Source organism: Aidingimonas lacisalsi, assembly GCF_008079445.1.
Classification (GTDB): Bacteria; Pseudomonadota; Gammaproteobacteria; order Pseudomonadales; family Halomonadaceae; genus Aidingimonas; species Aidingimonas lacisalsi.
The window spans coordinates 146,850-165,727 of the sequence record NZ_VRYH01000002.1 but is presented as its reverse complement, the minus strand read 5'-3'; the positions used below and the strand labels follow the sequence as shown (position 1 = coordinate 165,727).

Below are 18,878 nucleotides of genomic sequence, written 5' to 3'. Positions count from 1 at the left end.
CTTTACTCATGCTGTTCTCCCAACCAGTCACGCGGGCTCAGGTATTGCTGGTAAAGCACCTCTTCCGGACTGCCCGGCTCGGGCTGCCAGTCATAATGCCAATGCGCCACCGGGGGCATCGACATCAGTATCGACTCGGTACGTCCACCGCTCTGCAGTCCGAACAACGTGCCACGATCCCATACCAGATTGAACTCGACGTATCGGCCACGCCGATAGCACTGGAAGGCGCGCTCGCGTTCACCGTAGGATTGATCACGCCGTCGCTGAACAATGGGCAGATAGGCATCCAGAAAACTGTCGCCGACTGCCTGCTGGAATGCAAAACAACGCTCGAACCCCCATTCGTTGAGATCATCGAAGAACAACCCGCCAACGCCACGCGTCTCATCACGGTGCTTGAGATAGAAGTAGTCGTCGCACCAGGCCTTGAAGCGCGGGTAGACGTCGTTCCCGAAGGGAGCACACGTGTCCCGCGCCACCCGGTGCCAGTGGATCACATCTTCGTGAACCGGATAGAAAGGCGTCAGGTCGTAGCCCCCGCCAAACCACCACACCGGCGTCTCCCCGGCCTTTTCGGCAATAAAGAAACGCACGTTGCCATGGCTGGTGGGCACATGCGGATTGTACGGGTGCAACACCCAAGACACGCCCAGAGCATGGAAACTGCGACCGGCTAGCTCAGGTCGATGTTCACTCGCCGATGCCGGCAGGGCGGCGCCATGGACATGCGAGAAATTGACGCCTGCCTTTTCGAACAGAGCCCCGTCTTCCAGGACGCGGGAGCGTCCACCGCCACCATCAGGACGATCCCAGCTGTCTTCATGGAACACATGCCCGTCCTCAGTGCTAAGTGACTGGCACAAGCGATCCTGAAGCGATAGCAGATACGCCTTGACGGTGTCTAGATAGGCGTGAGACACACAACCCTCCACAAAAGAACAATGCCATTGACTCGTTTATTGCCGCACGACGCGACCGCTGAGCAGATCTCGAATCGTACTGGGACGATCATGATTGCCCAGCGCTCCTTCCACGGTGACGGTAACCTCTCTGCCGAACCGTTGTTGAACCGCCTCGGCCGATAGTGCCGGAGACTGACCGGCATGATTGGCCGAGGTCGAGACGATGGGACCCCCATAGGCAGTGCATAGTGTTGCCACCAAGGGATGATCGCTGACGCGCAATGCCACGCTGCGATGGCAGCCCCGCACCAGTGAATGCGACCGCCCATTGTCCGGCACCAGCCAGGTATTGGGACCGGGCCAGCTCGATACCAAGGGTGCATGGTACTCTGCGGGAAGTCCCTGCAGCCAAGAGGAAAACTGGGCAATATCAGCAGCAACGAGAATCAGCCCCTTGGCCGGATCGCGCTGTTTGAGCCGCAATAGAGCCGTCAACGCACGATCATTATCGGGATCGCAGCCCAGCCCCCACACTGCCTCGGTAGGATAGGCAATGAGTCGGCCACGGCGAAGCGCATCGACGGCAGCTTCGATCGAAGCATCATGGGTCATGTGGTGACCGTCCCCCAGAACGAAGATGGTGACATGTGCGAATCGAGAGGGCCGAGTTTATCATGTCGTCGTCTACCGAGGCAGGCGTACCCAGCCCCCGGAGGTCTGACTGACTCGCCCTTCGAGCTCCAATTCCAGCAAGCGCATCTGGCAGCTCGAGACATCGTTGCCTGTCAAGTTGACCAGGGCATCCAGCGGTGTCGGCGTATCACTAAGCCAAGCAAGCAAGGGATCGGACTCCCGCGGCTCGTCTACCGCCACGGACAACGGGGCGCCGACTTGAGCCCAGTGCCCCAGTTCATTCAGGATATCGTCGACATCTGTCACCAACACCGCACCGTCACGGATCAGTGCCAGACACCCCATTGCCTGCGGGTTGTGAATCGAACCGGGCAAGGCGAAAACCTCACGGTTCTGCTCCATCGCCAACCGCGCACTGACCAGCGAGCCACTCCTGGGAGCGGCCTCGACCACCAGAACGCCCAGTGACAATCCCGTCACGATTCGATTGCGCCGGGGAAAATACGCCGGCCGAGCCCGCGTACCGGGCGGATGTTCGGATAACAGCAGTCCGCCTTCCTCGAGCAAGCGTCGGTGCAGATCGGCATGTCGCGGGGGATAGACGACATCGACCCCGCACCCCAGTACGGCTGCACTTTTTCCCCGCGCATCCAGGGCAGCTCGCTGTGCCTGACCGTCGATACCCAGGGCCATTCCACTAATCACGCTCCAGCCACGCTCAGCGAGCGCCTGGGCAAACCCTGCCGCATTCCCCAGCCCCTCACGAGTCGGGCGCCGAGTCCCTACCATTGCCAGACAAGGCGCCGTCAATACGCTGATATCACCTTGTGCCCAGAGTACCGGCGGTGGATCGGGAATCTGACCGAGCAATTCCGGCCAGTCGGGATGATCGGGGTGCAGCAGATGGCGGCGTACATCACCGGCCAGCCACTCATCCAGCGCCTCGATATGGGCTTGAATAGGACTGCGATGCGGATGATCAAGCCATAGGCGCAACGCCGAACGTGCCGGTTCATTGAGACGTGCCAGCCAACCGTGAGGCCAGTCGGGACGATGAGCGATCAGCTCGGACAAGCCACGCGACCCGAGCCCGGGCAGCATGGAGGCGATCAGCCATTCCTTGGCTGTCATACATTGACTCCTTGGCGCCATGAGTGGTGGCGCGAACTATCAATCTTGCCACTGCCGGTTCCGTTGTTCTTCGGCGGGCACTACACTATTGGCAAAGTCTGTCACATCTGAATAACGGTGATTTCAACGTCATGGCCAAGTTATCCATCCTCGAATTTCCTGACGAGCGCCTGCGCACCAAGGCTGCGCCAGTCGACACCGTCGACGAAGAGGTTCAACGACTGGTCGACGACATGCTTGAAACCATGTACGACGCCCAGGGCATTGGGCTCGCCGCTACCCAGGTTGACGTCCATCGCCGCGTCGTGGTCATGGACGTCAGCGAAACGCGCTCCGAGCCGCTCGTGTTGATCAACCCCGCATACACCCCGATCGGTGACGAACGGGAGGAGCTCCAGGAAGGCTGCCTGTCGATCCCCGACTATTATGCCGATATTCCGCGTGCCCTGCGCGTCAAGCTCAATGCCCTCGATCGAGAGGGACAGCCGTATGAGTTGGAAGCCGATGGGCTGCTCGCGCACTGTATCCAACACGAGTACGACCATCTTGAGGGTATCCTGTTCGTTGATTATCTGTCACCGCTCAAACGTGAGCGAGTGAAGAAAAAAATGCTGAAACGACACAAACAGATGCAGGACGCCTGATCCCACAGTCAGATGGCCGGGGCATCACCCGGCCACTGCTATACGGCTAATCTGCCCCTGGTCGGGACACACCTTCAGTCGAGTCACCACGGAACGCCCCCATGACACATCCGCTGCGCGTGATCTTTGCCGGCACGCCGGAGTTTGCTGCGGCGAGCCTGTCTGCGCTGCTTGCCAGCCAGCATACGGTCGTCGCTGTCTATACCCAGCCCGACCGGCCCGCGGGCCGCGGTCGTAAGCTGACCCCCAGCCCTGTCAAGACACTTGCCACACGACATCGACTGCCGATCTATCAACCCGACACGTTGAAATCCGCCGCGGTGCAGTCCGAACTTGCCGCCTTGGAGGCCGATGTCATGGCGGTCGCTGCCTACGGCCTCATCCTCCCGCAAGCCGTACTGGCGACTCCGCGCTTCGGCTGTCTTAACGTACATGCGTCACTGCTCCCGCGCTGGCGTGGTGCCGCTCCCATCCAGCGAGCCATCGAGTTTGGCGACAACGTGTCCGGGGTAACCATCATGCAAATGAGTACAGGTCTCGATACCGGCGACATGTTGCTGAAGCGCGAAGCGCCCATATCCAAGACCACCACTGGCGGTGAGCTCCACGATCGCCTGGCTGAACTGGGGGGGGAGGCTATCGTCACGGCACTCGACAGCCTGGTCGATCCGGAGCTACCTGCCACTGCCCAAAACGAGGCAGCGGCAACCTACGCTGCCAAACTCTCCAAGGCCGAGGGGGAGCTCGACTTTACACAACCGGCGGTACGATTGGCCGCCAAGGTTCGTGCCTTCAATCCCTGGCCCGTCGCCTGGACCCATTTGGGTGACGACCGACTACGACTCTGGCATGCCGAAACCGCTGCGCCACGCACCACCGATGCCGAGGTGGCCCCTGGTACTCTGCTGGCTGCCACACCCGACGCGTTGAGTGTTGCCTGCGGCAACGACGGCAGCGACACGCTACGTATCACGCATGCTCAGTTGCCAGGCGGCAAACCCTTGGCGATTCGTGACCTGCTCAACGCCACTGGCGACCGTTTCACGCCCGGCATCCGCCTGGGCTCTCTTCAGGAGAATCGCGCATGACGACTGATGCCCCGAACGGCAACGGCCAGAGCGTACGAGCCATCGCTGCTCGTACTCTGGCGACAGTGATCACCGGCAAAGGCTCGTTGGCGGCACTCGATGATACCCAGGTATCCCCCCGCGATCGGGGACTGTTGCGTGAACTCTGCTATGGCGCCTGCCGTACGCTCCCTCGCCTTGAAGCGCTGACCAACGAGCTGCTGCGCAGCCCTTTCAAGTCACGAGACGCCGATATTCAAGCGCTGCTACTGCTCGGTATCTACCAGTTGCTCTATATGCGTATCCCGCCCCATGCGGCTGTTGGCGAAACTGCAGGTGCCGCGCGCGCACTTGACAAGTCCTGGGCAACTCGCGTCATCAATGGTTGCCTGCGCCGTCTGCAACGGGAGTCAACCCAGCTACAGGCGCGTGTCGACCGTGATCCTGCCGTTGCCTTGCTACATCCCGTATGGTGGCTCAAGAGCTTCCGTCAGGCCTGGCCCGATGACTGGCGTGAGATCGCCGTCGCCAATAACCAGCCCGGCCCCATGACGTTGCGGGTCAATCGCCGCCATGGTGACCGCGAGGGATACCGCACTCGCCTGCTCGATGCCGGCCTCGATGCCAGACTCTGCGAGCATGCTCCCGATTGTCTGACCCTGACCGATCCCTGCCACGTCCATGACCTACCCGGGTTCGCCGAGGGTCATGTGAGCGTTCAGGACGAATCCGCCCAGCTCACGGCCGTCTTGCTTGGCCCGGCTCTGGCTCCACGCCCTGGCGCCCGTGTGCTCGATGCCTGTGCTGCGCCCGGAGGTAAGACGGCGCATCTGCTGGAAGCGTTCGATGCCGACATGACATCCATCGACAGTGACACATCGCGTCTGGCACGCGTCGATGCAACACTTGAACGGCTCTCGCTTACTGCTCGCCTGGTCCATGCTGACGCCACCAAACTGGACTGGTGGGACAATACCCCTTTCGATGCCGTACTGCTGGACGCGCCCTGTTCCGGCAGTGGCGTCATTCGCCGTCACCCCGATATCAAGCGACTACGGCGCCCCGATGACATTCGTCCCCTTGCAACGCTGCAAGCCGCTCTCCTCGATGCGTCATGGCAAACTCTCAGCCCTGGTGGCACATTGCTCTACGCTACCTGCTCCGTACTCCCCGAAGAGAATAGCGAGCAGATCCAAGCGTTCCTGGAGCGCACCCCGAATGCTCAGGTAACGACACCTGACGATATCGGTTGGGGGACAGCCGCCGGCCATGGTCGACAACTGCTTCCCAAGGAAAGCGGCCACGATGGCTTCTTTTACGCCCGTCTCGAGAAACGACACTAGGATCGTACTTGCCCCGGCAAGCGCTGCACCCTCTATACTGGCGGTAACGCGATAACGACAATCTGCAAGGAGGGCGTCTCATGTCCCATGTCTACAAGCATATCGAGTTGACCGGTTCTTCCCCGCAGGGAATGGAAGATGCCATTCAACAGGCACTGTCCAAAGCCAGTCAGACGCTACATGACATGCGCTGGTTCGAAGTTGTCGATACGCGCGGTCATATAGAACACGGGCAAGTCGCCCATTGGCAGGTCACCATCAAGGTCGGGTTCACGCTCGATTGATACAGACATAAGCTGGCCCCTGTCATCGTTGCCGCCAGTGGTTTATGCTAGCCAGCGCTTACCGGCCGCCATGCGGTGGCCGCCGGATACCCGATTACGGATGCAGCCTCAATGAAGATCATCATTCTCGGTGCCGGTCAGGTAGGGGGTACGCTGGCCGAACATCTGGCGCACGAAGAGAACGACATCACTGTTGTCGATACCGACAGCGAACGACTGCGCGAACTGCACAACCGTCTCGACATACGTACCGTGACGGGCCCTGCCTCCTACCCGATGGTGCTTCGCCAGGCGGGTGGCGAAGACGCCGACATGCTGATCGCCGTGACCAATTCCGATGAAGTCAACATGATCGGATGCCAGGTCGCTCACACCCTGTTCCGCACACCGACCAAGATCGCCCGTGTCAGGGCGACCGCTTACCTGACCCGCAAGGGCCTGTTTGCTCACGACGCCGTTCCCATCGACGTACTGATCAGCCCTGAGCAAGTCGTTACCGACCATATCCGCCGTCTGATCGAATATCCCGGGGCGTTACAGGTACTGGAATTTGCCAGTGGGCAAGCCCAGCTCGTCGCCGTCAAGGCGTATTACGGCGGACCATTGGTCGGGCAGGAACTCGGTTTCTTGCGTCGTCACATGCCTAACGTCGACACCCGCGTCGCGGCTATCTACCGGCGCAACCGCCCGATCATTCCGCGTGGCGACACGGTCATCGAGGCCGACGACGAGGTGTTCTTCATCGCCGCACGTCGTGACATCCGCGCAGTAATGAGCGAATTGCGCCGATTGGATCGTGACTTTCGACGTATCGTCATCGCTGGCGGTGGCAATATCGGTGAGCGACTGGCCGAGAATCTCGAACATAGCCATCAGGTCAAGATCATCGAGCATAATATCGAGCGCTGCACGTCACTGTCCGAACGCCTGGATCGCACGGTCGTGTTGCATGGAAGCGCTACCAGCAAACGGTTGCTGCTCGAAGAGAATATCGAGGATTGCGACATCTTCTGTGCACTGACCAACGATGACGAAGTCAACATCATGTCATCGATGCTGGCCAAGCGGCTCGGCGCCAAGAAGGTGCTGACGCTCATCAACAACGCCGCCTATGTCGATCTCGTACAAGGGGGCGAAATCGACATCGCCATTTCCCCTCAACAGGCCACCATCGGCAGCTTGCTGACCCATGTGCGACGCGGTGATATCGTCAATGTCCACTCGCTGCGTCGTGGAGCCGCCGAAGCCATTGAGGCCATTGCGCATGGCGATTCGCGCTCTTCCAAGGTCGTCGGACGCACCATCGATGAGATCGATCTGCCTAGCGGCACGACGATCGGCGCCATCGTCCGCGGCAAGGAAGTATTGATCGCTCATGACGACGTTGTCGTGGAATCCGGCGATCACGTCATCCTGTTCGTCGTCGACAAGCGACGGATTCGCGATGTCGAGCGTCTCTTTCAGGTCGGGCTGACATTCTTCTGACGCCACGCCGTCATCTTTGATTCATTAGACATCACGGATTCGCCATGTCGATGCCGGGCATTTCAGGACATACCACATCATGAGCTTGCGCATGATCCTGCGCATCCTGGGCCTGCTGTTGATGCTATTCAGCCTGACCCTGGTGCCACCGATATTGGTTTCGCTGCTCTTTCGTGATGGCGTCTGGAGCGCTTTTGCCATCGCGCTGGCCATCACCGTCGCGACCGGTGCGCTCATCTACTGGCCAAACCGTGGTGAACGCAAGGAGTTGCGCACGCGTGACGGCTTTCTCATTGCCGCCCTGTTCTGGACGGTATTGGGGCTCTTCGGCTCGTTGCCGCTGATGCTCGATGGCGCTTATGCCCTCTCGCCTACCGATGCTGTCTTCGAGTCCTTTTCCGGCTTGACCACCACTGGCGCCACGGTGATCACCGGTATCGACTTCCTACCCGAAGCAGTGCGTTATTATCGTCAACAGCTTCAGTGGCTGGGCGGCATGGGGATCGTCGTATTGGCCGTCGCCATTCTGCCAACGTTGGGCGTGGGCGGCATGGCTTTGTATCGTACCGAGATCCCGGGCCCTCTCAAGGACTCCAAGCTGACACCCCGCATTACCGAAACCGCCAAAGCCCTTTGGTATATCTATGCCTCACTGACGATCACCTGTTTTCTGGCCTATTGGGCCGCAGGCATGAACTGGTTCGACGCCATCGGCCATAGTTTCTCGACGGTCGCCATTGGTGGCTTCTCTACTTATGACGGCAGCATCGGCCACTTCGATAGTGCCACCATCGAGCTGATTTGTGTCGGCTTCATGATCGCCTCGGCAATGAGTTTCAGTCTGCATTTCGCAGCATGGCGAGAAAAGCAGCTGCGTCACTATCTGCTCGATCCCGAATCACGCTTTCTCCTGTTGTTCCTGATCGGTCTGGCCCTGGTGGCCATCGTCACGCTTTGGCTTACCGGCACCTATGATGGTGCCCGCAGCCTTCGTCATGGGCTTTTTCAGGCGGTATCCATCGCGACGACGGCGGGTTTCGGAGTGGCTGATTTCTCGACCTGGCCTGGCGCGCTCCCGTTCATGCTATTCGTGGCCGCTTTCGTCGGCGGTTGTTCCGGCTCGACAGGTGGCGGTATCAAGGTGATCCGGATCATCCTGATCCTCAAGCAGGGCCTGCGTGAAATCCTGCGTCTCATTCACCCCAACGCCATCATTTCAGTCAAGATCGGCAAGGTGAGCGTCCCTGACGGCATTGCACAAGCCGTGTGGGGATTTTTCTCTGCCTATGTGCTGCTGTTCTTCCTGATGCTGGTCGGAGTGATGGCGACAGGGCTCGATCAAGTGACCGCTTGGTCCGCTGTCGCTTCCGCATTGAACAACCTGGGACCGGGGCTGGGGGACGTGACCGCAAATTATGGTGATATACCTGACATGGCCAAATGGATTCTGGTGCTGGCGATGCTGCTCGGTCGCCTGGAAATCTTCACGGTTCTGGTCTTGTTCACCCCCGCCTTCTGGCGCCGCTAATGAAAATATCGCCACATGACCCAAATATAGATGGGTAGATTGATGGCCACCACGGCTACTCCCAGCCACATCTGGATAGTCGGTGTGAGTCCCGGTGGATACAGGATCGGCAGTAGATAATGTTCTATGAAGCCGCCGGCATAGCCTGCCTCGCCACCGAGTTGTCGCAAACGGTTTTCCCACGGAGTCAGCGGGCAATAGAATCCTCCCAACTCGACCACCGTTCCCCAGATAGCCGCAGGCAGATGTGCCCACGCCACCTTGTGCCGAAACGACACGGCGATCCCCCCCAAGACGACGAATACGATGAAGGCCAGGTGAATCACCAGAAGCAGGTCAGCGGCGAGACGATAGAGCATCGCGGCTCCTCATCCATCGTGTGTCCTCTCAAGGTAGTTCTTCACGCCGGGCCATGATAAATCGAAGCACAAGCGGACCGCTCGGCATGAGGAATGAACATTGGGGTTTGGATTGGCCGACACCATCGTGGATAATCAAACGTCCACTAGTGATCAGTGAGCTTGCAATGAGCGACCCTCAGGACATCAGTACGCCGGAAGCCGAGCATCAGATCCCCATTTCGGGTCCTTGCCAGGTCATCGAGCAAGGCTCGACCCGCTATACCTTGCTGGGAACGGCGCACGTATCGGCGGAAAGTGCCGATGATGTACGCAAACTGATTCAAAGCGGCCGTTTCGATGCCGTTGCCATCGAATTGTGCTCTTCGCGCTACCAGAGTCTCGTTGATCCCGATGCCATGGCCAACATGGATCTCTTCGAGATATTACGCCGCGGCAAGGCCGGCATGGTTGCCGCCAGCCTGGCACTAGGGGCCTTCCAGCAACGTGTAGCCGAGCAATCCGGTATTCAGCCTGGAGCCGAAATGCGTGCTGCGGTCGATGAAACGGAATCCGCCAACCTTCCACTGTTGCTGATCGATCGCGATGTCGGGGTAACGCTGAAGCGTGTATACGCCAATGTTCCATGGTGGCAACGTTTCTCGATATTCTCGGGGCTGCTCGGCAGCGTCATGTCACGCCAGAAGATATCGTCCGAGGACATCGAAAGACTCAAGGAGGGAGATGTTCTGGAATCCACCTTCAATGAATTCGCCGAGCAGTCCGAATCGCTCTACATCCCGCTCATCCGCGAGCGGGACCGCTACATGTCGTTACGCATCGCCGAAGAGACACCCAACCAGCGTTATCGTAATGTGCTTGTCATCGTCGGTGCCGGTCATTTGAAAGGACTCGGAGAGCATCTGAACGAAACGCGCCCGGATCATCCCGGCCACGAACGCGAATCGCTGGAACGCACGCCCCCCCGTTCACGTCTATGGAAGCTGGCCCCCTGGCTGATTACCGTACTGGTGCTGGCCGGCTTCGCCATCGGCTTTTCACGCAATACCGATCTGGGCTGGCAACTGGTTGGCGACTGGTTTTTGATCAATGGCGTATTATCGGCATTGGGTACTGCCATCGCATTGGCCCATCCTGTCACGATAGTGGCGACATTCTTCGCGGCACCATTGACGTCGCTCAACCCCACGATCGGAGCGGGCTTCGTTGCCGCCGGTGTCGAGCTATTCATGCGCAAACCCAAAGTGCGCGACTTCTCGACGTTGCGTCACGACGTCACTTCCCCGCGCGGCTGGTGGCGCAACCGCGTTTCACGTACCTTGCTGGTGTTCCTGATGGCCACCCTCGGCTCCGCCGCCGGTACCTGGGTCGCAGGCTTCCGCATTGCAGGCGCACTGTTCGGAGGATGAACGGCGGCGACACAAGATAGCGACAGCCGTACCTGAATGGATGCCCCGGCTTGATATCCGAGCTCGTGGGAACGGTTGTAATGACCGATCGCTCCAGAACGAACGCAGTGACGCCACGATTGGCGGCTTGATCAAGCGTCATCGCTATTTGCGATGTCCAGCATTTCAAGCTCGGCCAACAACTGCTGCCGCTCCTCGCTGTTCTCGAGCAGCGTCTCCAGGCGATTGGGCACTGCTATCTGCAAACTCAAATCCGTATCGCGAATCACCGACTGAACATTAGGCTCGGCAACGGCTTGTCGATCTTCCGTTGTGGGAGCGTACTTGGTGTTGATGCGCTCTCTGGGCGCTACGGTGCCGTCTTTTGCCATGCCTAAACCCCTGCAGATTTACGAACGTGAAATGAGTTCTCACACGAGCGACGCGACACGCTCCAACGTGAGCGAGCCGGGAGGATAGCAACTTCTTTGATAGGCAAAAGGGGGTGTCTAATGCGAGTAGAAGGCGTCAATGACCGATGCCGCTAACGAAACAGTGAGAGGATTAAGCGCAAAAACCGTGAAAATTCATGAGAGTGACGATTTTCATGGCATACCATGAAAGACGAGCGATCAAGCAGGATTACATACTTTGTAGGCGATTTATTACATTAGAAACAGCAAATAACCCATACAAAGCGAGGATATCTCTTTCATATGGCCAGGCCCTTTCATCGGGTTTGCTTCGCCAATAAGCGATGCATCGCTGCCGTGGGCTGCTCCAACTTGTGGTGAGAACGGCTCGCGGCATAATTGGCATTGAACACCTCGAAATAGTCATCGAGGATATCGGCAGCCTCATCATCACCACTTTGCCGCAATAGTACGGCAGCGACTTCGGCGGTACACAAGTGCGAGGAGGATGCTGACTTACGCAAGCGGTATCGCGACTGGCGGTCAGTGCGCAACGGCAGTACCGGAAAACGATCCAGATAAGCACTCCGGCGGAACATCCGACGCGCTTGACGCCAGGTCCCATCGAGCAGAATGAAGACAGGCGTAAGGCCTGCGGCCTTGGTATCCGCCACGGCGTCCACACCGACCACGCGATCCACATAATCCGGCTGATCATCCGGAAAAACGACGAACGGTGCATACTCAGGGGCATCAAGCAACGCCAGCAACTGTGCATCGGGCTCCGTCCGATACCAAGTAAAGACTCTGGTGGTGGGCAGCACGTCACCTATCAGACGGCCCGTATTGGTCGGCTTGTAATGCTCCAGCGGATGCGTCAATAGCCAAATATGTGCCTGGCTTGCCGCACACACCTGGAAAGGACATAAACAGTTGAGAGCCGGCAAGCGGCAACCGGGGCAGCGTTCCACGAAGCTGCCCCGCGCCTTGAATGCGCGCCGGGGTGGGTCGACTGTGGCGGTATCGCTGCAGGCCTCGGCTTGCGAGTCATTGGACATGGAGGCGCTTCAGCGGATCACCGCAGCCTCGGGTTCCCCGGTGTCGACCGGGCGACGTTTCCAATAGCCTGCCAACAGCGAACCGGACACATTGTGCCACACCGAGAACAACGCGCCTGGCAGTGCAGCAGTCGATGTAAAGAACTGGTTAGCCAATGCGACCGCCAAGCCGGAGTTCTGCATCCCGACCTCGATGGCCACGGTTCGTGCCGTAGGCTTGTCGAAGCCGCATAGTCGAGAGATACCGTAACCGCCGCCCAGGCCAATGGCGTTGTGCGCGATAACGGCCAGTGCCACGATGGGTCCCAGGCTAGCCAGGTTGTCGACGTTCAGCCCGACCACGATAGCAATGATGAGCACGATGGCCGCCATTGCCAGGGTCGCCAATGCCGGTTCGACACGGTGTATCTGTCGTGCCAGGAAGTGGTGGACGACGACCCCGACCACAATAGGCCCGATGACCAGTCTGGCAATGCTCAGCAACATTCCCCAGACGGGTACATCGACAGCTTGGCCAACAAGCAGCCAGGTAATCAGAGGGGTAGCCACCACCGATGCCAACGTCGATACCAGTGTCATGGAGACCGATAGTGCCACACGGCCACCGGCCAACCAGGTCATGACATTGGACGCGGTGCCTCCGGCCGTCGCTCCCACCAGCACCATGCCTGTCGTGACGGCGGTCGACAGACCCAGCAATAGCGATACTCCCAGCGCGGCCAATGGCATCACCAGGAATTGCAGCATCACTCCCAGTCCGACAGGCAGCGGCGAACGAACCACGCCCAGAAAGTCCTCCTTGGAGAGAGTCAACCCCATGGCAAACATGATCAGTGCCAGCAGGGCTTGAATATCCCCGGCCAACCCCGTGAACCAGCCCGGTTGGATGACCGCAACAACGGCAAAAAGAATCGCCCAAAGAGGAAACAGGCGATTGAGGCGTTCGAAAAATGACATGACGTGTCCTTGCTTGGATTCCAGTCGGATTGACAGCCACTTTGCTCATGGCACTACTAATATGAAGGCGCTATTATGCCTGATAGGTCATTGTCGGATAACCGTCTCGGGCACCCATAAGCGCGATTGACGCTGCCATTCATGCACGAGGAGAGGAATACCTTCGCCCGCCGCCCTGGCAACGCTCCACACACCAGGAGGGGCCAAGTCATGGGCCTGAGGATCAACCAGAATGACGTCGGCGTCCAAGGGCGCCGACTCCAGCAGGGCTGCCGCCGGCATGACAGCCAGGGATGTCCCGATGACCAACACCAAATCGGCTGCAGCAACGATATCGCAGGCAGCTCCATAAGCTGGCACCGGCTCGCCGAACCACACGACGTCCGGTCGTAATTGGCTGCCTTTTTCGCAACGATCCCCCAACTGAATATCACCGTGTGTCAAGGGATAGCGCAGCGCAGGATCGGAACTCGAACGCGCCACGAGAATGTCACCGTGCAGATGCAATACGTTCCTGGAACCAGCCCGTTCGTGCAGGTCGTCGATGTTCTGAGTGACAATGCTGACGCGAAAGCCATGACGTTCCAGCTCCGCCAGGGCAAGGTGGGCAGGATTGGGTACCGCCCGACGCACTTGTTCCCGACGCTCGTTATAAAAGCGCAATACCTGTTCAGGGTTGCGGGCAAAGGCTTCGGGCGTAGCCACATCCTCGATCCGATGATTTTCCCAGAGCCCTTCATTCGCTCGAAACGTCTTGAGCCCACTTTCAGCGCTGATACCGGCGCCGGTCAGCACCACAAGATGCGGAGACGATATTGATTCCATGGCGCAGAATGCGTCCTCAAGCTCTCAGATGCGTACACCAGAAAATATCATTCGACCCCATTGAGTACCAGATGACATTCCTGCCACAAGCGGCGACAATGCGCAGCTTATGGACTCATTCTACGACGACTACGATTTCCGGTTCGGTGGCATTCGCAGGCTTTACGGTCAGCGTGCCGTCGAGGTGTTTCGCCATGCCCATGTGGTCGTGGCCGGGGTCGGTGGCGTTGGTAGCTGGGCAGTGGAAGCATTGGCACGAAGCGGCATTGGCAAATTGACGCTGATCGATCTGGATGATATCTGCGTATCCAACATCAATCGCCAATTGCACGCGCTCGACGGCACGATAGGACGTACCAAGGTAGGGGTTCTGGCGGAACGGTGCAGCGCTATCGCACCGCGACTCGAGATCGTTGCCGACGAGGCCTTCGTCACCCCCAGCAACCTCACCGAACGAATTCCCCTCGAGGCAGACCATGTGATCGATGCCATTGACAATGTTGCTGCCAAGGCGGCACTCATTGACTGGTGTCGCCGACGCAAGATACCGATCACGGTAACCGGCGCCGCTGGCGGTCAAACCGATCCAACACGCATCAAGGTAGCCGATCTGGCACGCTCTCAGCATGATCCACTGTTGGCCAAGGTACGAGCGCGGCTCCGCCGGGATTACGGCTTCTCACGTAATCCCAAGAGACGCTTCGATGTTGCTTGCGTCTATTCCGATGAGCAACTGATCTATCCCGATAGCGAAGGTGGCGTCTGCCGGCAGAAACCCGAGGATAGCGCATCCATGCAGCTCGATTGTGCGTCCGGTGTGGGAGCGGCGACCTTCGTTACCGGTAGCTTTGGATTCGCCGCAGCGGCTCGGGTCATGGAACGTTTGGCACGTCAGTCGTCACTCCCCTATGACCAGTCGGAGTTTTCCCGTGGATAACGCCATCCGCTTTCCCAAGCCAGGCATTTATCACCACTACAAGGGCGGTCGGTATGAAGTCCTCGGTGTCGCCCAACACAGTGAAACCGAGGATTTCCTGGTCGTCTATCGTGCCCTTTATGGCGATTACGGACTCTGGGCAAGGCCCCTGACCATGTTCTGCGAAACAGTGGAAGTACAGGGCGAACCGGTACCGCGCTTCGCCCTGGAAACAGCCTCCGACTAACTAACGACGGGCTTGGGGGTTACTCGTCGCCGGCTTCCTGCATTTGTCGCTGCAGATAGTTCTCGATACCTACCTTGTCGATCAGACCGAGCTCGGTTTCGATATGATCGATGTGCTCTTCCTCATCGGCCAACAGATCGCGCAGCATGTCGCGGGTGACATAATCCTTGATCTGCTCACAATACGTGATGGCCTCGATGTAGTCCTTGCGACCGTCATGCTCGATCTGCAGATCACACTCGAGCATTTCGCGAACACTTTCACCAATGTGAAGCTTACCCAAATCCTGCAAGTTAGGCACACCCTCGAGAAACAGGATTCGCTCGATCAATTTATCGGCATGCTGCATCTCTTCGATGGACTCGTCATACTCCCATTTGGCCAGCATCTTGAGCCCCCAGTCCTTATACATCTTGGCGTGGAGGAAATACTGATTGATTGCCACCAACTCATTGCCGAGCGCAATGTTGAGATGCTCAATGACTTTAGCGTCACCTTTCATGAAATCTCTCCCTGGGCTGCAAAAGGTTCCAACAGATAGACACGAGCCAGCGAACAAGCGCCACCTCGTGAGCTTGCCCGCCAGTATTGCCCAGAAAAAGATAAAAGTCTAATTGCGACAACATCTTACATAACAATGGTCGCAACTGGAAAAACTTGATGAATGCTAACGCAGCTCACTGCCTCCTTGACTGGCAACAAGCCGCTATACGGCATAGGCGAGGTCGGCCTCCGGCACCACTTCTCTGGCAATAGCATCCTGTGCAATTGTCTTGCCGACACAGGCACACTTGCCGCACTGGGTGGAGCAGCCAGTCTGCTCACGCACCTCACGCCAGCTACGTGCTCCGTCACTGACGGCTTCACGAATTTCCCGGTCGGTAACACCTTTGCACAGACAAACGAACATGGGATGACCTCGCTGTGTATCGCAAGGACAAATGTAAATGATTCGCAGAGACTATTGCAACCCCTAATCGAGACTGTTTTTACTTGCGACGCCTGCTCGCTTACTGCGCTTGGGCAACACCACGACACGAGTTCCCGACGCAAGATCCGGCCAACTCCGCTTCTCGCCATCAAACAGTATCCACCAATACCCCAAACCACATGCCAGTAGTGCGACGCCGGCGACGAGGAATCGCACCAGACTTTGCCACAGCCCAATGGACACACCGTCATGAGTCTGTACACGCAGGCGCCAAGCCTGCATCCCCAGCGTCATACCTCCACGCATCCAGAAAAACGCAAAAAAAACGAACGTCGCCAGGAAAAGAACAGCCTGAAACAGCGGGCTTTCATTGGCTTCTCCCTGGTTGAGGGCAACGCCCACGAACCCGATCAGCATCCATACCGCCAGTAACAGCAGTGCATCGTAGATCATGGCTCCCAGACGGCGTCCCAAACCAGCCGGCCAGCTATCGTCGAGATCGGTAAAGCGTCGAGACATAGGTCAAATCCTGAGTGATCGGCAGCACTACCCCGAGCGGCGCAATAGATAGATGCCCAAGGCGAAACAAAGCAGAGTCGGCGCCAATACGGCCCAGGCCGGTGAGAAGCCGAAGACAGTGGAGGCGGGGGCCAGGAGATCTTGCATGTACTTGAAGCACAATCCGGTGACCACGCCATAAAACACTCTCGTACCGGCCGCCACCGTCCGCAGGGGGCCAAACACGAACGACGCTGCGACCAGTACCAGAGAGGCCATGGTCAGCGGCATCAGAATACGCTGCCAGAAATACAGTAGCGGCCGTGTCGCCTGCTGCTCCTGAGAGTCAAGATACCGGGCATAGGCCCACAATTCACTGGGTGCCTGGCTTTCGATATCCTGCAGGAGTCGTCCCAACTGTGCCGGCGTCAGTTCGGTATTCCAGTCACGGGTCGCATAACGTTGCGCGTCGGTCTGCCCCTCCCTGAACCGGGTGACCGCCACATTTTCCAATTGCCAACGATTGCCTTGCCATACAGCACGTTCGGCTGTCATTGCTTCCTGCAACCGGTGCCCATCGAAGCGATAACGCGTTAAGTCGAGCACCGTGTCATCAGCCCGGATGGCGCCGAAGCGATAGAAACTATCCCCTTCACGCTGCCAACCACCGCGTTCGGTCACGACTGCTCCCTCACCCTGCATCTGCTCCAGCCGCCAAGCCGTCGCATATTGCTCGGTTCGCGGGGTGACATATTCAGCGATGAAAAGTAGCACGATAACGACCAGAATCACGGGCTTCATGACGCCCCAGAGGATGCGCAGCAATGATCGACCGGCGGCTCTCATGACCGTTAGTTCATTACTGGACGCCATGCTGCCCAAACCGATCAGCGAGCCTATCAACACACCGACCGGCGCATACTGATATAACCGCCATGGCAATCGCATCGACAAGAACAGGAATACATCGAATGCCCCGTACCCGCCTTCGACATCCCCGAGGTCATTGATGTAGGTGATGACCAGATCGAGTCCCAGCAGCACCACCTGCACCACGATGATGGCACCCAGCACATTACGCGCGATGTAGCGATCGAAACGGTCAATGATCATCCACTGATCCCCCTGGTTTGCGAGCGGTGCACCAATACGATTCCGATCAGCAAGTACCCCGCATGAATCGGCCACATACCGATGGCGCTAAGTATGGCCCCGCGTGCGATGGCGTCCATCATCGTCAAGAGCAGGCTCAGATAGCTGACATGCAGGAATATCGCCGGCAAAAGCTTGGCGAACCGTCCCTGACGAGGATTGACTCGAGACAACGGCTGGGCAATCAGGGTCAGGATCAGGACCATCAACGGCATCGACAGACGCCACTGCAATTGCGCCTTGGCCTCACCGTTTTCGGCACGCCAAAGCACCGGTGTCGACGCGAACTCAGGTGCCTCAAGGTCGGACTCGGGGTCGGCGCGCGACAATCTCACCGCATAGGTATCGAACTGCAGTCGCTCCGCTTCGTAACGACCGGGGTCAACGCTATAACGCTCTCCATCGGAGAGCACCAGAAAGCGGCTTCCCGTGTCCTCATCGACCGTCTGGTAACCTTCGGTAGCCCGGGTGACGACATTTTCCGGCGTCCCATCGCTCCGCGATTGCCGCTCACTGATGAATACCTGTTGCATCCGCGTCTGGTCATCATTGAAATCTTCGGTATAAGCGGTACGGCCTTCGCCGAAATCCTGAAACCGCCCAGGTGTCAGTGCCGTGAAATCCAGTCGGCTCTGTTGCTCCTGAATCAAGCGCTCGTTATGTAGCGCACCGGCGGGCGTCAGCCACAGGCTGCACACGCCTACCAGCACGGCGACCAGCAGCGCCGGCAATAGACTGACCTGCAGCAATCTGTTGGGGCTGGTTCCACAAGCGACCAAGACAGTGATCTCGCTATTGAGATACAACTGCCCGTATGCCAGCAATATGCCCAGAAAAAAGGCCAACGGCAGTATGAGTTCGAGAAACCCCGGCAAGTGATAAAGCATCAGGGTGCCGAGAATGCTGGCAGGAATTTCCCCCTCGGCGGCATTGCCGAAATAGCGAATGAAGCGGCTGCCCATGATCACCAGCAGCAGCACCCCGGCCACGGCGGCCATGGTCATCAATATCTCGCGTGTCAGGTAGCGAAAAATGATCAAGACGATCTCCCGGTTGGCGATTCCGACGCCGTTCGCGCCGATGACCATGCAATGGCGCCAGGCTTTGTCGTACA

General features: G+C 58.4%; 22 protein-coding genes. 9 read left to right on the top strand and 13 right to left on the bottom strand.

Features of this window, described 5'->3' with window-relative positions; translation table 11 throughout:
• Positions 1 to 2 precede the first annotated feature (2 nt).
• From hemF to dprA, 3 genes are all read right to left on the bottom strand, one after another.
• On the bottom strand, positions 3 to 923 hold the full coding sequence (gene hemF / locus FVV99_RS04010; protein WP_148252759.1) for an oxygen-dependent coproporphyrinogen oxidase: 921 nt from the start codon (positions 921 to 923) through the stop codon (positions 3 to 5).
• Between the two features lie 36 nt (positions 924 to 959).
• Positions 960 to 1,517, bottom strand: a complete 558-nt coding sequence (locus FVV99_RS04005) for an L-threonylcarbamoyladenylate synthase (RefSeq protein WP_148252758.1) — start codon at positions 1,515 to 1,517, stop codon at positions 960 to 962.
• A 72-nt stretch (positions 1,518 to 1,589) separates the two neighbouring features.
• Positions 1,590 to 2,669, bottom strand: a complete 1,080-nt coding sequence (gene dprA, locus FVV99_RS04000) for a DNA-processing protein DprA (RefSeq protein WP_148252757.1) — start codon at positions 2,667 to 2,669, stop codon at positions 1,590 to 1,592.
• A gap of 131 nt (positions 2,670 to 2,800) precedes the next feature.
• On the opposite strand from dprA, the gene def reads away from it, so the two are divergent.
• The 6 genes from def to FVV99_RS03970 all read left to right on the top strand — a co-directional run bounded on the left by def (position 2,801) and on the right by FVV99_RS03970 (position 9,020).
• Complete coding sequence (gene def / locus FVV99_RS03995; protein WP_148252756.1) at positions 2,801 to 3,313, top strand: peptide deformylase; 513 nt, start codon at positions 2,801 to 2,803, stop codon at positions 3,311 to 3,313.
• 101 nt (positions 3,314 to 3,414) lie between these two features.
• Positions 3,415 to 4,401, top strand: coding sequence for a methionyl-tRNA formyltransferase (gene fmt / locus FVV99_RS03990; RefSeq protein WP_148252755.1), 987 nt, complete (start codon positions 3,415 to 3,417; stop codon positions 4,399 to 4,401).
• The gene (rsmB, locus tag FVV99_RS03985) at positions 4,398 to 5,723 is read left to right on the top strand and encodes a 16S rRNA (cytosine(967)-C(5))-methyltransferase RsmB (protein ID WP_148252754.1); all 1,326 of its coding nucleotides are present in this window, start codon (positions 4,398 to 4,400) and stop codon (positions 5,721 to 5,723) included. The genes fmt and rsmB overlap by 4 nt, the downstream gene beginning before the upstream one ends.
• 80 nt (positions 5,724 to 5,803) lie before the next feature.
• Positions 5,804 to 6,007, top strand: coding sequence for a dodecin (locus FVV99_RS03980; protein ID WP_148252753.1), 204 nt, complete (start codon positions 5,804 to 5,806; stop codon positions 6,005 to 6,007).
• Between the two features lie 111 nt (positions 6,008 to 6,118).
• Complete coding sequence (gene trkA / locus FVV99_RS03975; RefSeq protein ID WP_148252752.1) at positions 6,119 to 7,492, top strand: Trk system potassium transporter TrkA; 1,374 nt, start codon at positions 6,119 to 6,121, stop codon at positions 7,490 to 7,492.
• A 79-nt stretch (positions 7,493 to 7,571) separates the two neighbouring features.
• Positions 7,572 to 9,020 (top strand): TrkH family potassium uptake protein, encoded by a 1,449-nt coding sequence (locus FVV99_RS03970; protein ID WP_148252751.1) that lies wholly within the window; start codon positions 7,572 to 7,574, stop codon positions 9,018 to 9,020.
• Here the strand turns inward: FVV99_RS03970 and FVV99_RS03965 are convergent.
• Complete coding sequence (locus tag FVV99_RS03965) at positions 9,017 to 9,379, bottom strand: DUF2784 domain-containing protein (protein ID WP_148252750.1); 363 nt, start codon at positions 9,377 to 9,379, stop codon at positions 9,017 to 9,019. The genes FVV99_RS03970 and FVV99_RS03965 overlap by 4 nt on opposite strands.
• 167 nt (positions 9,380 to 9,546) lie before the next feature.
• Here FVV99_RS03965 and FVV99_RS03960 point away from each other — a divergent pair, with 167 nt between their 5' ends.
• The gene (locus FVV99_RS03960; RefSeq protein WP_148252749.1) at positions 9,547 to 10,788 is read left to right on the top strand and encodes a TraB/GumN family protein; all 1,242 of its coding nucleotides are present in this window, start codon (positions 9,547 to 9,549) and stop codon (positions 10,786 to 10,788) included.
• A gap of 131 nt (positions 10,789 to 10,919) precedes the next feature.
• Here FVV99_RS03960 and FVV99_RS03955 read toward each other — a convergent pair whose 3' ends face one another.
• The 4 genes from FVV99_RS03955 to FVV99_RS03940 all read right to left on the bottom strand — a co-directional run bounded on the left by FVV99_RS03955 (position 10,920) and on the right by FVV99_RS03940 (position 14,020).
• Positions 10,920 to 11,159 (bottom strand): hypothetical protein, encoded by a 240-nt coding sequence (locus FVV99_RS03955; protein WP_148252748.1) that lies wholly within the window; start codon positions 11,157 to 11,159, stop codon positions 10,920 to 10,922.
• Positions 11,160 to 11,497: 338 nt separating this feature from the next.
• Positions 11,498 to 12,238, bottom strand: coding sequence for a tRNA-uridine aminocarboxypropyltransferase (locus FVV99_RS03950; protein WP_148252747.1), 741 nt, complete (start codon positions 12,236 to 12,238; stop codon positions 11,498 to 11,500).
• 9 nt (positions 12,239 to 12,247) lie between these two features.
• Positions 12,248 to 13,195 carry a bile acid:sodium symporter family protein gene (locus FVV99_RS03945; protein ID WP_148252746.1) on the bottom strand — a complete coding sequence of 316 codons (948 nt, stop codon included), beginning with the start codon at positions 13,193 to 13,195 and terminating at the stop codon, positions 12,248 to 12,250.
• Positions 13,196 to 13,282: 87 nt separating this feature from the next.
• The gene (locus FVV99_RS03940) at positions 13,283 to 14,020 is read right to left on the bottom strand and encodes an SIR2 family NAD-dependent protein deacylase (protein WP_148252745.1); all 738 of its coding nucleotides are present in this window, start codon (positions 14,018 to 14,020) and stop codon (positions 13,283 to 13,285) included.
• A gap of 109 nt (positions 14,021 to 14,129) precedes the next feature.
• Between FVV99_RS03940 and tcdA the strand changes: the two genes are divergently transcribed.
• Positions 14,130 to 14,957, top strand: coding sequence for a tRNA cyclic N6-threonylcarbamoyladenosine(37) synthase TcdA (tcdA, locus tag FVV99_RS03935; protein ID WP_148252744.1), 828 nt, complete (start codon positions 14,130 to 14,132; stop codon positions 14,955 to 14,957).
• Positions 14,950 to 15,183, top strand: coding sequence for a DUF1653 domain-containing protein (locus FVV99_RS03930; protein ID WP_236645286.1), 234 nt, complete (start codon positions 14,950 to 14,952; stop codon positions 15,181 to 15,183). Before tcdA ends, FVV99_RS03930 begins: the two co-directional genes overlap by 8 nt.
• A 19-nt stretch (positions 15,184 to 15,202) precedes the next feature.
• On the opposite strand, the gene bfr is transcribed toward FVV99_RS03930, so the two are convergent.
• The 5 genes from bfr to lptF all read right to left on the bottom strand — a co-directional run bounded on the left by bfr (position 15,203) and on the right by lptF (position 18,804).
• Positions 15,203 to 15,685 (bottom strand): bacterioferritin, encoded by a 483-nt coding sequence (bfr, locus tag FVV99_RS03925; RefSeq protein ID WP_148252742.1) that lies wholly within the window; start codon positions 15,683 to 15,685, stop codon positions 15,203 to 15,205.
• A gap of 204 nt (positions 15,686 to 15,889) precedes the next feature.
• Positions 15,890 to 16,093 (bottom strand): (2Fe-2S)-binding protein, encoded by a 204-nt coding sequence (locus tag FVV99_RS03920; protein ID WP_148252741.1) that lies wholly within the window; start codon positions 16,091 to 16,093, stop codon positions 15,890 to 15,892.
• 63 nt (positions 16,094 to 16,156) lie between these two features.
• Positions 16,157 to 16,633, bottom strand: coding sequence for an RDD family protein (locus FVV99_RS03915; protein ID WP_148252740.1), 477 nt, complete (start codon positions 16,631 to 16,633; stop codon positions 16,157 to 16,159).
• Positions 16,634 to 16,660: 27 nt separating this feature from the next.
• Positions 16,661 to 17,725: an LPS export ABC transporter permease LptG gene (lptG, locus tag FVV99_RS03910; protein ID WP_148252739.1), complete on the bottom strand. Its 1,065-nt coding sequence runs from the start codon at positions 17,723 to 17,725 to the stop codon at positions 16,661 to 16,663.
• The gene (gene lptF, locus FVV99_RS03905) at positions 17,722 to 18,804 is read right to left on the bottom strand and encodes an LPS export ABC transporter permease LptF (protein ID WP_201745034.1); all 1,083 of its coding nucleotides are present in this window, start codon (positions 18,802 to 18,804) and stop codon (positions 17,722 to 17,724) included. Before lptF ends, lptG begins: the two co-directional genes overlap by 4 nt.
• Positions 18,805 to 18,878: the final 74 nt, after the last annotated feature.